At 58.5% G+C, this 15,856-nt stretch carries 13 protein-coding genes and 1 tRNA gene; 11 read left to right on the top strand and 3 right to left on the bottom strand.

Features of this window, described 5'->3' with window-relative positions; all coding sequences use genetic code 11:
• Window positions 1-8: 8 nt before the first annotated feature.
• Complete coding sequence (locus JHD62_RS00710) at window positions 9-1,628, bottom strand: methyl-accepting chemotaxis protein (RefSeq protein WP_199101360.1); 1,620 nt, start codon at window positions 1,626-1,628, stop codon at window positions 9-11.
• A gap of 318 nt (window positions 1,629-1,946) precedes the next feature.
• Here JHD62_RS00710 and JHD62_RS00705 point away from each other — a divergent pair, with 318 nt between their 5' ends.
• The 3 genes from JHD62_RS00705 to JHD62_RS00695 are packed head-to-tail and all read left to right on the top strand — an operon-like array spanning window position 1,947 to window position 5,967.
• A complete protein-coding gene (locus JHD62_RS00705; RefSeq protein ID WP_199101359.1) occupies window positions 1,947-2,795 on the top strand; it encodes a metallophosphoesterase in 849 nt (282 codons plus the stop codon).
• Window positions 2,796-2,818: 23 nt separating this feature from the next.
• Window positions 2,819-3,991, top strand: coding sequence for a hypothetical protein (locus JHD62_RS00700; RefSeq protein ID WP_199101358.1), 1,173 nt, complete (start codon window positions 2,819-2,821; stop codon window positions 3,989-3,991).
• Window positions 3,992-4,020: 29 nt separating this feature from the next.
• Window positions 4,021-5,967, top strand: coding sequence for a bifunctional diguanylate cyclase/phosphodiesterase (locus JHD62_RS00695; protein WP_199101357.1), 1,947 nt, complete (start codon window positions 4,021-4,023; stop codon window positions 5,965-5,967).
• A 72-nt stretch (window positions 5,968-6,039) separates the two neighbouring features.
• Here the strand turns inward: JHD62_RS00695 and JHD62_RS00690 are convergent.
• Both JHD62_RS00690 and JHD62_RS00685 read right to left on the bottom strand, forming a co-directional pair.
• Window positions 6,040-6,115 (bottom strand) — tRNA-Asn (locus JHD62_RS00690).
• 86 nt (window positions 6,116-6,201) lie between these two features.
• Window positions 6,202-9,285, bottom strand: coding sequence for an Rne/Rng family ribonuclease (locus tag JHD62_RS00685; protein WP_199101356.1), 3,084 nt, complete (start codon window positions 9,283-9,285; stop codon window positions 6,202-6,204).
• Between the two features lie 521 nt (window positions 9,286-9,806).
• On the opposite strand from JHD62_RS00685, the gene JHD62_RS00680 reads away from it, so the two are divergent.
• The 8 genes from JHD62_RS00680 (at window position 9,807) to JHD62_RS00645 (ending at window position 15,814) form a co-directional block, all read left to right on the top strand.
• Window positions 9,807-10,742: an RluA family pseudouridine synthase gene (locus JHD62_RS00680; RefSeq protein WP_199101355.1), complete on the top strand. Its 936-nt coding sequence runs from the start codon at window positions 9,807-9,809 to the stop codon at window positions 10,740-10,742.
• Entirely contained in the window at window positions 10,742-11,401 is a 660-nt protein-coding gene (locus JHD62_RS00675; protein WP_199101354.1) for an HAD-IA family hydrolase, read from the top strand. The genes JHD62_RS00680 and JHD62_RS00675 overlap by 1 nt, the downstream gene beginning before the upstream one ends.
• Window positions 11,377-11,736: a Rieske 2Fe-2S domain-containing protein gene (locus JHD62_RS00670; protein WP_199101353.1), complete on the top strand. Its 360-nt coding sequence runs from the start codon at window positions 11,377-11,379 to the stop codon at window positions 11,734-11,736. The genes JHD62_RS00675 and JHD62_RS00670 overlap by 25 nt, the downstream gene beginning before the upstream one ends.
• A gap of 42 nt (window positions 11,737-11,778) precedes the next feature.
• On the top strand, window positions 11,779-12,717 hold the full coding sequence (locus tag JHD62_RS00665; protein ID WP_131354940.1) for a S49 family peptidase: 939 nt from the start codon (window positions 11,779-11,781) through the stop codon (window positions 12,715-12,717).
• Between the two features lie 24 nt (window positions 12,718-12,741).
• Complete coding sequence (gene motD, locus JHD62_RS00660; protein WP_045847145.1) at window positions 12,742-13,563, top strand: flagellar motor protein MotD; 822 nt, start codon at window positions 12,742-12,744, stop codon at window positions 13,561-13,563.
• A gap of 36 nt (window positions 13,564-13,599) precedes the next feature.
• Entirely contained in the window at window positions 13,600-14,190 is a 591-nt protein-coding gene (locus tag JHD62_RS00655) for a malonic semialdehyde reductase (protein WP_199101352.1), read from the top strand.
• 100 nt (window positions 14,191-14,290) lie between these two features.
• Window positions 14,291-15,331 carry a quinone-dependent dihydroorotate dehydrogenase gene (locus JHD62_RS00650; RefSeq protein ID WP_199101351.1) on the top strand — a complete coding sequence of 347 codons (1,041 nt, stop codon included), beginning with the start codon at window positions 14,291-14,293 and terminating at the stop codon, window positions 15,329-15,331.
• Between the two features lie 15 nt (window positions 15,332-15,346).
• Window positions 15,347-15,814, top strand: coding sequence for a glycine zipper 2TM domain-containing protein (locus tag JHD62_RS00645; protein WP_045847142.1), 468 nt, complete (start codon window positions 15,347-15,349; stop codon window positions 15,812-15,814).
• The last annotated feature ends 42 nt before the right edge of the window (window positions 15,815-15,856 follow it).

Here is a 15,856-nt window from a genome sequence, read left to right as displayed (position 1 = left end):
TATGCGGACTAAAGCTGGTACTGGCTGATGATGTTCATCTGCTGCTCGGCCTGACTGCGCAGTGACCTGGCATGACCCGCCGTTTGCGCCGCCACCGCATTGGCCTGCTCCGACATCTGGGCAATGCGCTCCACCTGCCGGGCAATGCTGTTGCTGGCTGCGCCTTGCTCCTTGATGGCCATCGAGATGTCAGCCACCATGCCGGTGGTTCCGGCAGCCGCTTCGCCAATGCTGAGGATGGCCCGGTCTGCTTCATCCGCCCGGCTTACCCCACCCTCCACCAGTTGCTCGGCATTGTTCATCTGCGCCACCACCGCTGCTGAAGCCTGCTGCATGGCCTGCAGGCTGGCTGAAATTTCCTGGGTGGAGCTGGCAGTACGCTCAGCCAGCTTGCGCACTTCGTCGGCCACCACGGCAAAGCCGCGTCCCATTTCCCCGGCCCGCGCTGCTTCAATGGCCGCATTGAGCGCCAGCAGATTGGTCTGGTCTGCCACATCGCGTATCACCTGCACCACCGACATGATTTGCTGACTCTGCGCATTCAGGCCACGCAATGCCTGCCCGGCACTGGCAATGGCGGTTGAAATATCGCGAATATCGCTGATGGTCTGACTGATGGTGACCGAGCCCGCTTCGGCTTGCTGGCTGGATGTCTGCGACAGGCGCTGCGCTTCGTCGGCACGCTCGGCCACATGATTGACGCTCACCGTCATCTGCTCGATGGTGGCTGCCACTGCCGCAGAGGATTCGCTCTGCGCGGATGCCGCCTGGAAGATGGTATCGGCTGCCTCGTTCATCTGGTGCGACGATGCCATCACATCCTGGGCACCATGCTGCAGCTGTTGCAGGTTCTGTTGCAGGCTGTCCAGCAGAGAATTGAATGCCTTGGCGGTGCGACCCAGTTCATCACTGCTGTCGTTGCGCACCCGCAGTTTGAAATCCCGCTGCCGGCTGAGCAGTTCCATGGTGTGCTGCATGTCGGTCAAGGAGCGGGTAATGGCCTGGATCAGCCACCAGCCGCCAATGGCAGTCAGCAACAAGGCCGCCAGTGCCAGCGACATCTGCAACCACTTGGCCATCACATAGGCCGCATGATTGGCTTCGTTTTGCTGGTTGCCCAGCTGGTAGTTGTAGTTGATCAGTTTGTTCAGGTCCGCTTCCAGCTTGCCGGACAACTGATACAGCGTGCCGCTCTCCAGCATGGCCGTGGCCACCGACATGTAATTGGAACGAGAGTTGTTGAAAAACTCGTCCATGGCAGTACGGTATTGCGCCATGTCGGCCTTGGCCTGCTTCACCATCTGCCGGTCGGTGTCATCCACCGCCAGTTCGGTCTCATATTGGCCGACAGCCTTGTCAAACTGCAGGCGCTTGCTTTCGATGGCCTTTTCGTCTTCCTGCTTCTTGTCCTGCTGCACATGGGATACATGGTTGCGCAGCGAGGTCCGCATGTCGTACATGGCGACTTGCGCACTTTGCAAGGCTTTCAGACTGGGAAAGGTATTGCTGCTGATGTACTCGAAACGGGCCTGTGCCGCACTCAGCTGCCACAGCCCCACTGCGCTGACCACCAGCAGTGCCAGCAAGGCAATGGATAGTAGCAGCGTGATTTTCAGCTTGATTGTCATCCTCCGACTTCCTTTTCGGTTTGTTATTGTTGGACATGCTTCTGACTGGTCCTGCCCCATCTGTAAATGACCGGCCGGGAAAGTGCCGTCCATTGCGCAGGGCTTGCTGTTTTATACATGAGTGCCCGGATGATGACGATGAGAACTTGCAGCCACTGCGGCAAAACAGACAGGGCGGGTCGGCACGGCAAACAAGGGACTAGCCAGGGCTGGTCGCACCGAGATTCGCCTTGAAGTCGCTTTGTCAGCTGCTTATAAGTGAAGCAGGTGATTTGGCCAGATCAATCAGGCGGATTTCAGCCGGACAGGTGTAGAACCGTGAAATTAATCCATATCAGCGATACGCATCTGGGCAAAAATGATAATGCACTGCGATTTTCCCGCCTGATAGACAGACTGATCGACCACCCTCCGCTGCCACCACAGGAATGCCTGCTGATTCATACCGGTGATGTCATCGATAGCGCCAGTGCCGAAAACCGCGCAGCCGGTTGCCAGCAATTAGCCCGCTTGTCCGCCGCCGGCTATCGGGTGTATCTCTGCCCCGGCAATCACGACTATGGCAATGCAATGGCCATCAACAACCAGGCAGCGCATGCTTTTCTCCATGATTATCACCAGTGGATTTTCCACGATCAGCCCGCCTGCTTTCCGGTAGTCCATCACCTTGATGCTGCGCATGTGCTGATCCTGCTGGATTCCAACGCCGCAGAACTGGTGTGGTACCAGCGCTGGTTTGCCGAAGGCCATCTGGGCAGCAGCCAGCTGGCAGCACTCAACACCTTGCTGGACCAGCCCGACATCAGGGACAAGCGCATCATCCTGTGCTTGCATCACCACCCGTTTTACTACGGCTATAGCGTCGCACCGGATGTGGGAGACGGTCATCTGGCCATTCACCTGCTGGCTGGCGTCACCCGCAGTTTCCGCCGGCTAAAGGATGCGTACTCCTTGTGCAAGATCATTCAGGACCGGGTGCAATTACTGCTGTTCGGTCATATGCATTACGGGCTTGATTGCAGTTCGGAAAGTCAGAAATACGGCATCCCGCAAGCGTTTGATGGCGGATCGTCCACCGCTACCGATGATGATTGCGACCGTCTGCGCTACCGCCAGATCGACACCGACACCCGCGTGGTGCACACCAGCATGCTGCGCCTTGATTAATGGCCGGAGGGGAATGAAAGCACATGAAAATCATCGACAAGTTTTTGTTGCTGTTGCTGGCCATATTGGCACGCCCCGCCTATCTGCTGTTGCGCTTCATGATGATTACCACCCTGTTCAGCCCATTGCTTGTGTTACTGGCATGGCTGCTGCCGCCCGCTTACCGCGCCATTTTCATGTCCTTGGCCATCATCCTGCTGTTTGTCCTCAATCTGTTTGGCGTAGCCCTGCCCCCCTCCCGCCCCACCTACTGGGACAATCCGCAATATGGCGGCTGGAAAGGCTTGGGTAATTTCCTGATAGACCGCCTCATCAACTGGATAGGGACATTGAAATACGCAAGCTTTCGCAGCGGTCCAATCAGCATGGCTTACTGCGTGCAGGAGGATCCGGGCGGTTACAAAATTGATGCACGCGCCATTCGCAGTCTGCTTGAAGGCGGGCAGGATGGCCTGCCATTGCAGCCGGGCGATATCCTGCTCAGGGGTTTTGACCATTTCATCGATGGCGCTTTCATCAATATGGCGGGCAATAGCGGAAATGACGCGCAGTATTATTCCCATGCCGCCTTGTACGTGGGTGAACTGACCGAGGCCGACCGCATACTGGCCGCCAGTGAACTGAAGGTAGCCAGCGGTAATGCAGGCTGGACGGAAGCCAGCGAGGCAGAAAAAGAAGCTGTCAGGCATGACCCGGCCTACTTCCAGACCGGACGGCAGATGGTGATTCACTCGATGTCGCGCGGCGTGTTTGTGGAAGACATCCTGACCTTCACCCGCTGCGATTATCTGTGCGTGATCCGTTTGCAAGGCCCGCTACAGAAAGAGAGTGGCAGCCTGGCAAAGTCCCTGCCCGGGATGGCAGCATTGAGCGAACCTGAGTCGGCTATAAACCAGCAATTGCAGCAGCATTTACCGGTGGATGTGGCCGATGTGGTGAGTGCAGCACGCCATGCTGCACTAAGCCGTATTGGTAGCGCGTATGACTTTCAGTTTGATGATGGCAAGACATTTCATCGCTTCAGCTGCTCCGAGTTTGTCTATTTTTGCTATAAAAGTGTACATGGGTTGATTGGTTTGCAACTGCAACGTCACGCTCTTTTCAAGGTCCTGTTTGCCCGCAACTCCATCACTCCACCTGACATATACAAAACAGCCAAGGCAGGGAAGTTCATGAGGATTGTCTGGCGCTGTTAGCGTGCTTGGTCGATGCGATCGGGGAAATCATGACCAAAACTGCCAGAGCGCTCATCACTTACGATGCAGTGCTACGTACGGTGTGCTCACTGCTGGGATTGAATGTACAAGCGGTAAGCACTTTGGAGGAAAGGCGCAAGCAGGCGGTCATCGCCATTGCACTGGCTTTACCCGTAACCCTGGTGTTTGCGCTGGTCAATTATTACCAGTTTCACTTTGAAGAACTGGCACAAGCCGAAATCATCGTCGCCGTCCTGTTCTTGCTGCCCGCGTTTTTATTGCTGAATATCGAGCGGGCCATTCGCTGGGCGGAATCACTCATCCTGTGGTACGGCATTTTCATTTCCAGCGCACTCATCGTATACGGGGGACTGGAAGGCAGTGGCGTACTGTGGGTATTCACCTATCCATTCCTGGCATTCTTCATCAAGGGACAACGCCTTGGCTGGCTGTATTGCCTGGCCTGGGTGGCCGTATGCTGGCTGGCGGTAAAGCTGCTTGGCAATCTGCCGCATGCCTGGCATTACCCGGATGCTTATGTGGGCCAGATGATTCCGGCCTTGCTGTTTTATTCCACCATGGCCGCTGCATTCAATCTGGTGCGCGCCCGCTTTGAAGAAATGCTGCACGACAAGGTGGAAACCAATACCGCACGCGCACGTGCCTATCTGGATCAGCTACAGTTTCTGGCCCAGCATGATGAAGTCACGGGCTTGCCCAACCGCAATCGGCTGAACGTACTGCTGGAGGAGACCATCGCACAGTGCAATCCGGCTCAGGAAGCCATTGTGGTGATTGACCTGCGACTGGAGCGGCTGTTTGAAATATCCAACATCCTGGGGGAGAGAGGCGGAGACTTGCTGATGGAGTCCATTGCCCGTTCGCTACAGGACCGCTACGGCAAGATAGGCTGCCTGGGACGGCTGCGCCGCGACGAATTCGGTTTTTTCTACCAGGCCGATTTGCAAAATACCCAGCCATGCAAGCTGGCCGAAGCGGTGTCCGATATCTCGCTGAGCTATCAGGTGGACAACTACCCCATCCACATTGAAAACACCATCGGCATTGCACTCTACCCCCAGCATGCACAAACCCCTGCCGAGCTGTGGCTCAAGGCAGAGCAGGCCATGCTGCATGGCCGTGCCAACAAGCTGGACATATCCATTTACAACGAGGAGCTGAACCAGCAATTTGTCCGGCGTAACCTTTTGTTTGGTCAGTTGCGCCATGCACTGAGCACGCAGGAGCTCAGCCTGCATTTCCAGCCGCAAATCGACCTGAAAACCGGCAGGCTGGTGGGAGCAGAAGCACTGGCGCGCTGGCGTACCGGTAGCGGGCAGTATATTTCCCCGGCCGAGTTCATTCCGGTTGCCGAAAGTTCAGGCCTGATCAAGCCATTTACCAAATGGCTGCTGTCCGAATTTTTCCGCCAAACGGCACAATGGCGGCAAGCAGGCATGAACCTGCACTTTTCAGTCAATCTGTCGGCACGCAACCTGGCCGACCCCGAGCTGATTTCAGACCTGCGCCACTTGCTGGCCTTTCATGCAATACCTGCTGAAAACATTGTGCTGGAGATTACCGAATGCTCGTTTTCCGACTCGCCAGACCAATTCATGATGACGGTGGATCAATTGCACAGGATGGGCTTCCGGCAATCAATTGACGACTTCGGGACTGGTTATTCGTCCCTGTCCTACCTGAAGGACCTGCGGGTGAACGAGCTGAAGATAGACCAGAGTTTCGTCACTAACCTGACAACGGAGAAAAGCTGCATCGCCATTGTGAAATCCACCATCCAGCTGGCGCATAACCTGGGGCTTACCGTCGTGGCAGAGGGAATAGAAAGCGAGGAAGTGGCAACCTTTCTGAGTCATGCCGGCTGCGACATTGGCCAAGGCTACTACTACAGCAAACCACTGCCGGTGGAAGCTTTCTTCAGCTACGCCTCATCCAGCGAAGCGCACCGAAACTGACAAACACAGCAGTTGATGCAGGGGACAAAAACAAAAAGCCCACCGTGCAGGTGGGCTTCTGTTTGAATCTGTTGGCTCCCCGAGCAGGGCTCGAACCTGCGACCTGCGGATTAACAGTCCGTCGCTCTACCGACTGAGCTATCAGGGAATCGCCTAAAGAGTAAGCTATTTTATAAACTCATTGCAAAACCGTCAAGCCCCTGCACATAGTTTTTGCAGGGGCCATGCAATGCATCAGCTGTTGCGGGTTTCCACCTGCTTGAGTTCAATCGCTACCGGTTGCTCTTCAGTCTGACGTACCACATCACGACGACGCGGACCGGCAGGTACTTCAACCTGCGGCACCACGACTTCAGACACCGCCTTGGTGGCAACCATTACCAGACCACCCAGATCAGCCGGCAATTCGGCTTCGATCTTGGGCTGGGCTGCAGCCACAGTTTCCACGACCACCGGAGCCACGGCCACAGGCTCGCTCACGGCAACTTCTGCAACTTGCGCAGCAGCAGGCTGTTCGGCAGGTGCCGGTTCGGCGGCAACCACCACCTCGGCCTGCTCAAGCGTGGTTTCTGCCACGGTGGTGACCTGCTCCAGCGGGGTAGCCACTTCGGCAACTTCCACAGTCTCGACAGCCACAGCAGCTTCGGTAACGACAACTGCAGCAGGTGCAGCGACTTCGGCCACCACCACTTGTTCTGCCTGCACAACCGGTTCGGATGCGGCTTCAACCGGGGTGGCTTCAACAGCAACCGTCTCAACCGGTGCAACCGCCGGAGCAACAACTTCTTGCGCTACCTCGACCGGGGCAGCGGCAACTTCCACCGCGTCCACTGCAACGGCAGCTTCTGCAGCCGGCTGGGTAACCGCTTCGGCAACCACCGCAACGGCAGCAGCGGCAGCCACGCCAGCAACAGCCAGTTCGGCAGTCACATCACCAGTGGCAGCTTCTGCCACCTGAGCGGTGCTATCACCTTCAACATTGTCACGACGACGGTCACGACGACCACGACGACGACGACCACGTTCGCCACGCTCTTGCTGTTCAGCGGACTCGGCAGCCACTTCCACGCCTTCGGCCCCATTCAGGTTCAGTTCTTCCTGAGCGGCAGCCAGCGGCTTGTCGGCTTCGTTGCGCTCAGTCTGCTGGCGGCGACGGGACGGCTTCTCGGCGGCCTGCGGTGCAGCCTGTTCGCTACGCTCTTCAGTCTGCGGACGGGCATTCTGCTCACGCGCTTCGCGGTTTTCACGCGGTTCGCGTTCGCGGCGCTGACGCGGCTCGCGTTGCGGCTGCTCGCTGCGCTCGGCACGTTCCGGACGTTCTGCGCGTTCGGTGCGCTCGGCACGTTCCGGGCGTTCTACGCGTTCCGGACGCTCCTGTCGATCACCGCGCTCGCCACGCTGACGACGGCCATCCTGGCGCTCGCCATCGGCACGTGCTTCGGTCGGGCGCTTGCCGGCCTCTTCACCCTGACGGCGATCGTGATGGTCACGGCGAGCCTGGCTGCCCGGACGACGCTCGTTATTACGCTGGCGGTTGCCATTGCGCTGACCTTCGCGCTGGCCGGCAGCGGCCGTTTTTTTCTTCTCGGTTTCCTGCGGAGCAGCTTCCGGCTCGGCAAACAGGCTCTTCACCCAGCCGAAGAAGCGGCTGACCACGCCCTGCTCGGCCACCACCGGTGCAACAGCGGCAACGGGCTGGGAGGATACCGGGGCCGGCTGTTGCGGGGTAATGCCCTTGACTGCGGCTTCCTGACGTTCGGCCTTCGGCTTTTCCTGACCAAAGTTGGTGATGATGTCTTCTTCCTGCACCTCCACGCGCAGGTAGCTCGGGCCATCGCCCAGTTCAGCCAGATCGTCGTGACGGATACGGGCGATCTTGTAGTGCGGGGTTTCCAGATGAATGTTCGGAATCAGCACCACATCCACGTCCAGACGCTCTTCGATCGAGTGAATTTCGGCACGCTTCTCGTTCAGCAGGAAGGTGGCAACATCTACCGGCACCTGTGCGTGTACCGCACCGGTGTTTTCCTTCATTGCCTCTTCCTGGATGATGCGCAGGATGTGCAGTGCGGAGGACTCGGTACCACGGATGAAGCCGATGCCATGGCAGCGCGGGCACGGCTCGTGGCTGGTTTCACCCAGCGACGGTTGCAGACGCTGACGCGACAGTTCCAGCAGGCCGAAGCGGGACAGCTTGCCCATTTGCACGCGGGCGCGGTCGTGCTTCAGCACATCGCGCAGCTTGTTTTCCACTTCGCGCTGGTTCTTCGGGTTTTCCATGTCGATGAAGTCGATCACGATCAGACCGCCCAGGTCGCGCAGACGCAGCTGGCGGGCGATTTCTTCGGCGGCTTCAACGTTGGTGCGCAGTGCGGTTTCCTCGATGTCGGCACCCTTGGTGGAGCGGGCGGAGTTGACGTCGATGGAGACCAGTGCTTCGGTGTGGTCGATCACGATGGCACCACCGGACGGCAGCTGCACGCTGCGCGAGAAGGCGGTTTCGATCTGGTGTTCGATCTGGAAGCGGGAGAACAGCGGTACGTGATCCTTGTACAGCTTCACGCGGTGCACCATGTTGGGCATCACGTGGCTCATGAACTGGCGGGCCTGTTCGTAGATTTCGTCGGTGTCGATCAGGATTTCGCCGATGTCCGGATGGTAGTAGTCACGGATGGCGCGAATCACCAGGCTGCCTTCCTGCAGAATCAGGAAAGGCGCGCTTTGCGAGCCTGCCGCGCCTTCAATGGCACGCCACAGCTGCATCAGGTAACCCATGTCCCATTGCAGTTCTTCCAGATTGCGGCCGATACCGGCGGTACGGGCAATCAGGCTCATGCCATTGGGGACTTCCAGCTGGGAGAGCAGGTCTTTCAGTTCCTGACGTTCTTCACCCTCGATGCGGCGCGATACACCACCACCACGCGGGTTGTTCGGCATCAGGACCAGATAGCGGCCAGCCAGGCTGATATAGGTGGTGAGGGCTGCGCCCTTGTTGCCACGCTCGTCCTTTTCTACCTGGACAACCACTTCCATGCCTTCGCGCAGCACGTCCTGAATGCGCGGACGGCCACCGTCATAGCCCTGGAAATAGGAACGGGATACTTCCTTGAACGGCAGAAAGCCGTGACGTTCGGTGCCGTAATCGACAAAGCACGCTTCGAGGGAGGGCTCGATACGGGTGATGATGCCCTTGTAGATATTCCCCTTGCGTTGTTCCTTGCCAACGGTTTCGATATCGAGGTCAACGAGCTTTTGCCCGTCGACGATGGCAACGCGCAGCTCTTCAGCCTGCGTTGCATTAAACAGCATGCGTTTCATGAATATTCCCTGCGCAGGCACTCACGCAAGGGATGCAGCCAGTATTTGACGGCCCAGAGACTAGTGATGGGCGCTTTCCGAAAGAAGTGTTGGTATAAAGATCATTACAACCGAGATATCAAGCCTACTTCCTGACGTAATTTCACACGAGCCCGGGGGTTTGAGCGCATTAGCGCAACGGATATTTTCTTCCGGGTTGCCATCACGGGCAGCCTGGACAAACTGGAGAGCATCGTGCCGGGTCAAACTTTGCTGCAATATCTCCTGACTGGCTTTGCATCAGGAAATGGAATACTGGTGAGTGCGTTATGCGACTAAATGCATTACCATCGCTGCTTTTTGGTGAGCGAGTTAACCTTGGCTGCGGCCGGTTGACGCGGCATCAGGTCAGGGTCATTACCCTGCCGGCCGGTTCACTTTCCCGCAGCAGCATCACGCGGCAATACTGCCTGTGACCATGGCTTTCCGGAACGCTGTCATCGCACTGAAATGTGCGGTCGAGCGCACGAAGTATAAGCAATATGACTGACATTCGCAAAGACTCCGTCACGTTTCTTGACGTGGACGAGGGAGATTCCGGCCAGCGGCTGGACAACTTTCTGGTACGCATCCTCAAAGGCGTGCCAAAAAGCCATATTTACCGCATTCTGCGCTCGGGCGAAGTCCGGGTGAACAAGGGGCGCAGCGACGCGTCCTATCGCATCCAGGCGGGCGACATCATCCGCATTCCGCCCATCCGTCTGGCCGAACGCCCGGTCAATGACGTGCCGCCGGGCAGTTTCCCGGTGGTGTACGAGGACAATGCCCTGCTGGTGATCGACAAGCCAGCCGGCGTGGCCGTACATGGCGGCAGCGGCGTGTCCTTTGGTGTGATCGAACAACTGCGCAAGGCCCATCCGGACTGGAAATACCTGGAACTGGTGCACCGGCTGGACCGCGAAACCTCCGGCTTGCTGATGCTGGCCAAGAAACGCTCGGCACTGGTAAAGCTGCACGACATGATGCGTGCCAATGTGCCGGACAAACGCTATCTGGCACTGGGTATCGGCCAATGGGACCCCAGCAAGAAAGCCGTCAAGCTGCCCTTGTTCAAGTTCCATACCGCTGATGGCGAACGTCGCGTCAAGGTCGCCGAAGGTGAGGACGGCCAGTTTGCTCACACAAATTTCAGCATTGTGGAACGCTTTGCCGACTTCACCCTGGTGGAAGCACACCTGCGCACTGGCCGTACCCACCAGATCCGCGTGCACATGCAGGCCAGTGGCTGCCCGATTGCCGGTGATGAAAAATACGGCGACTTTGCGCTCAACAAGGAACTGGCACGCAGCGGCCTCAAGCGGATGTTCCTGCACGCGCGCAGCCTGACCCTGCCCCACCCGCTGACAGGCGAGACGCTCAAACTGGAAGCACCGCTGCCTGCCGAGCTGGAAAATTATTTAAAGAGGCTGAGAAGCTGATGGCACGCGCATACGATTTACTGGTATTCGACTGGGACGGTACGCTGATGGACTCCACCGCGCACATTACCCACTCCATCCAGAATGCCTGCCGCGAACTGGGCCTGCCGGTGCCAGACCGCCAGGCGGCCAGCCATGTCATCGGCCTGCGACTGGACCAGGCCCTGCACATGGCCTGCCCTGGCCTCGATGACAGCCAGCACAAGGCACTCACCGAAAGCTTTATCCGCCATTACCGCAGCAGTGACGATGGCGTGACGCTGTTTGATGGTGTGCGCGAAGGCCTGCACGCCCTGCGCGAACGCGGCGTGTTCATGGCAGTAGCCACTGGCAACAGCCGGGTGGGCCTTAATCGCCTGCTGGCGGAAACTGGCCTGGGGCCTTTGTTTGATGCCACCCGCACCGTAGACGAATGCCATTCCAAACCGCATCCGGCCATGCTGCAGGAACTGAGCGACGAGCTGGGTGTGGAGCTGGTGCGCACCGTGATGATTGGCGATACCAGCCACGACCTGAACATGGCACTGAATGCGCGCGCTCATGGCGTGGGCGTGAGTTACGGTGCACACGACGTGAAGCTGCTGCAGGACTGCCAGCCGCAAACCATCGTCCACAGTTTTGCGGAGTTGCAGCAATGGCTGCTGGAACGACTGGACTGATCTGCGATAGCAGCGCGCTGGTCGATAGCGGCCGCGCGGTACGCTTTGAAATCACCGGACCGGATGGCAAGCCACAGCCGGCTATCGCCCTGCGTTATCAGGGCCGGGTGTATGGCTATGTCAATGCCTGCCGCCACATCCCCATCGAACTGGACCTGGAAGACGGCAATGTGTTCGACCTCTCCGGCCAATACCTGGTGTGCAGCATGCACGGCGCGCTCTACCTGCCCAATAATGGCCGTTGCGTCAGCGGCCCCTGCCACGGGCAAAGCCTGCAAGCCCTGCCTTTATATGAAGAAGATGACAAGGTGTGGCTGGATATCATGCCAGACTGATTTTTTGTTAGACTGCCGACATTCGCAATCAAGGCAACTGCAATGAACGACACTCCGAACTGGGAACGTCAACTGGTGGAAAAACTGGCCATGGCGGCCCTGGTGGAACAGCGCCGAGCCCGACGCTGGAAAATCTTTTTCCGCCTGGTGTGGCTGGGCATTATTGGCGGCCTGCTGGCCACTGCCTTCCTGCGCAATGAAGACAAATCGGCCGAAGCCCTTACCGGTGGCGGCCACACCGCTGTCATCAGCCTGGAGGGCGTGATCGACAGCGAGAACAATACCGCCGAAAAACTGAGCGCTGCCCTGGAAGACGCCTACAGCGACCACGGCACGCGCGGCATCATCATCGAGGCCAACAGCCCGGGTGGCAGCCCGGTGTTGTCCGGCATGGCCTATGACGAAATCCGCCGCCTGAAGAAGCAGCATCCGGCCATACCGGTGTATGTCACGGTGCAGGAAGTGTGCGCTTCCGGTTGCTATTACATTGCCGCCGCTGCTGACAAGATTTTTGTCGACAAGGCCAGCATTATCGGCTCCATCGGTGTATTGTCGGACGGCTTTGGCTTTACCGGCCTGATGGACAAGCTGGGCGTGGAACGCCGCCTGAAAACCGCCGGTGAAAACAAGGCGATGGGCGACCCCTTCTCCCCCACCAACCCCAAGCAGGAAGCCATTCGCCAGCAACTGCTGGATGACATCCATCAGCAGTTCATCAAGGCCGTCAAGGACGGACGCGGCAGCCGCCTGAAGAACGACCCGCAGCTGTTTTCCGGCATGGTATGGATTGGTGAAAAAGGCATTCCGCTGGGGCTGGCAGATGGTCTGGGCAGCACCCGCTCGGTGGCACGCGACGTGATCAAGGCGGAAAAGACCGTGGACTACACCCAGCAGGATGACCTGTCCAGCCGTGTGGCACGCAAGATTGGCGTGGAGTTTGCCGGCGGCGTACGCAGCCTGTTCAACACCCGCCTATTCTGACTCTTTACCGTTACGGAGCACCCAATGGCACGCAGAAGACGCCGGCAGGAAGAAGAACACGAGAACCACGAACGCTGGCTGGTTTCCTATGCTGACTTCATTACCCTGCTGTTTGCCTTCTTCGTGGTGATGTATGCCATTTCCTCGGTCAACGAAGGCAAATACCGCGTGCTGTCCTCTGCCATTGTCGATGCCTTTCGCAGTGGCTCCACAGTAAACATCCAGACTACCCCACCCACCGGCGGGGCCAATACCATGATTGAAATTCCCGACACCAAACCGATTGCCAAGGCGGTGAAGGGAGACCACCACATCGACCCGGCCTCCAAGCAGGGTTCACTGGCGGCGGACCTGGCCAAGGTGATGGACCCGCTGGTCAAGGGCGGTCAGGTCAACATCACCCAAAGCCCCAAAGGCGTTACCGTGGACATCCGCGATACCGCCCTGTTTCCGGTAGGCCAGGCATCGCCGAATGACCAGTCGCGGCAGATCATGGCCGGCATGGCTGCCCTGCTGTCCAAGGTGGACAACCAGATCCGGGTGGAAGGCTTCACCGACAACGTGCCGATCAAGACCTCCACCTACCCGTCCAACTGGGAGCTCTCTGCCGCACGTGCGGGCAGCGTGGTGCGTCTGTTCCAGGAAAACGGCATCAATCCTTCACGCCTGGTTGCTGTCGGGCGTGGTGAAAACCTGCCGGTAGCGGACAATGCCACGCCAGATGGCCGCGCCACCAACCGTCGCGTATCCATCACCGTGCTGGCCGAAGACCAGAACGAGGCAGAAGTCTTGCCATCACAACCGTCCACCACTCCAGCACCCGTGGCTACGCCGCCGGCAAAATAACCATCAGCCCAGAACAAAGCCCGTCAGGAGGAGACCATGACCACCCCGATTTCCACCACTGCACTGGAACAGCTGTTTTACAATGCACGCACCCACGGTCACTGGCAAAACCGTGCCGTGAACGATGAAACCCTGCACCAGCTATTCGACCTGCTCAAGCAATGCCCGACCAGCGCCAATGCATCTCCCGCCCGCTTCGTCTTTCTCAAGAGCGCTGCGGCCAAGGAAAAGCTGCGTCCCTTCCTGATGGAAGGCAATGTGGAAAAAACCCTCAGCGCACCGGTCTGCGTGATCGTGGCGCAGGACATGCAGTTTTACGAACACCTGCCGCGCCTGTACCCGCATGCCGATGCCAAGAGCTGGTTTGAAGGCAATGCTGCAGCGATTGAATCCACCGCCGCACGCAACAGCAGCCTGCAAGGCGCTTACCTGATCATGGCTGCGCGCGCGCTGGGACTGGATTGCGGCCCGATGTCCGGCTTTGACAATGCCGGCGTGGATCAGGCCTTTTTCCCGGATGGACGGTTCAAATCCAATTTCCTGATCAACCTGGGCTATGGCGAAGCCGGCAAGCTGCATCCGCGTGCGCCACGCTTCGATTTTGCCGACGCCTGCCAGATACTCTGAACCTCCATTCTGACGGTCAGCCCTCCTGCTGACCGTCAAAACTTCGGTTTCACCGGCCGCCCCGGTTATACTAGCGGCCATATTCACTCCGGAGACGCCGATGCTCTACCCCCTTCTGCGCCCTCTGCTGTTCAGATTTGACGCAGAAACCGCCCACGAACAAACCCTGCACCTGCTGGACAAGGCACACCAGCTGCGCCTGCTCTCACTGGCAACACCGACCGCCACGCGCGCACCGGTCAAGGCCATGGGACTGACCTTTCCCAATGCCGTAGGACTGGCGGCCGGACTGGACAAGAATGGTGACCACATTGATGCACTGGCGGCTCTGGGCTTCGGCTTTCTGGAAATCGGCACCATCACACCCCGTCCGCAGGATGGCAACCCAAAACCGCGCCTGTTCCGTGTGCCGGAGCACCAGGGCATCATCAACCGCATGGGTTTCAACAACCGTGGCGTGGATGTCCTGCTGAACAATGTGCGCAACTGCCATTTCAATGGCGTGCTGGGCATCAATATCGGCAAGAACGCCGTCACCCCGATTGAAAACGCGGTGGACGACTACCTGATCTGCCTGGACAAGGTGTATGCCTATGCCAGCTACATCACGGTCAACATTTCCTCGCCCAACACCAAGAATCTGCGCCAGCTGCAACAGGGAGATGAACTGTCCCGCTTGCTGTCCGCCCTGAAAACGCGCCAGCAACAACTGGCAGACCAGCATGGCCGCTATGTGCCGCTGGCGGTCAAGATTGCCCCGGACCTGGACGACGAACAGATTGCCGATATTGCCCGCCTGCTGACCGTCAACCAGATTGATGGCGTCATCGCCACCAATACCACGCTGTCACGGGTGGAAATTGCCGGTCATCCGCTGCAGGATGAAGCCGGTGGCCTGTCTGGCGCACCGGTACGGGAGCGCTCGACGCAGCTGATCCGCAAACTGGCACGTGAACTGGATGGCAGCTTGCCCATCATAGGTGTTGGTGGCATTTGCAGTGGTGCAGATGCCGTGGAAAAACTGCAAGCCGGTGCTACGCTGGTGCAGCTGTACAGCGGCCTGATCTACCAGGGCCCACCGCTGATCAGCCAATGCAGCCAGGCGATTGCCCGTCACTTGCAACAACAAACCCGAAACTGATTTCGAGGAGCCGAAATGTTCTACAAACTGACTCGATTGACCTTGCTGGGCAGCCTCTCGCTCGGCCTGCTGGCTGGCTGCGCCACCTCCGACTCGGCTGCCGTCTATTCCCAGGGGCAGATGCGCCGCGCTCAAACCGTAGAGCTGGGTACCGTGGTTTCGGTAAACAATGTCAAGATGGAAGGCAAGAACAACGAATTGCTGACCCTTGGCGGCGCCGCCTTGGGCGGTCTGGCTGGCAGTGAGCTGGGCGGTGGTCGTGGTTCGATTGCCGGCGGCATTGTCGGCGCACTGGCCGGTGGCTTTGGCACCCAGGCAGCCCAGCGCAGCCTGGGCACCAAGAATGCCCTGGAAGTGACTGTCCGGCTGGATGGCAGTGGCCGCCTGATTTCCATTGTACAGGATGCTGACATCCCGCTGGCCGCCGGTCAGCGTGTCCGCGTCCTTACCGGCGGTGGCGACGACCGCGTGGTTCCGTACTGAAGCACTCCGCGGTAAAAACAAACAGGCTGACAATGTCAGCCT

The sequence above is a fragment of the Aquitalea sp. ASV11 genome (assembly GCF_016429185.1).
Lineage (GTDB): Bacteria > Pseudomonadota > Gammaproteobacteria > Burkholderiales > Chromobacteriaceae > Aquitalea > Aquitalea pelogenes.
Note: the sequence above shows the minus strand (reverse complement) of the source record. Positions and strands in the feature narration are given on the sequence as shown.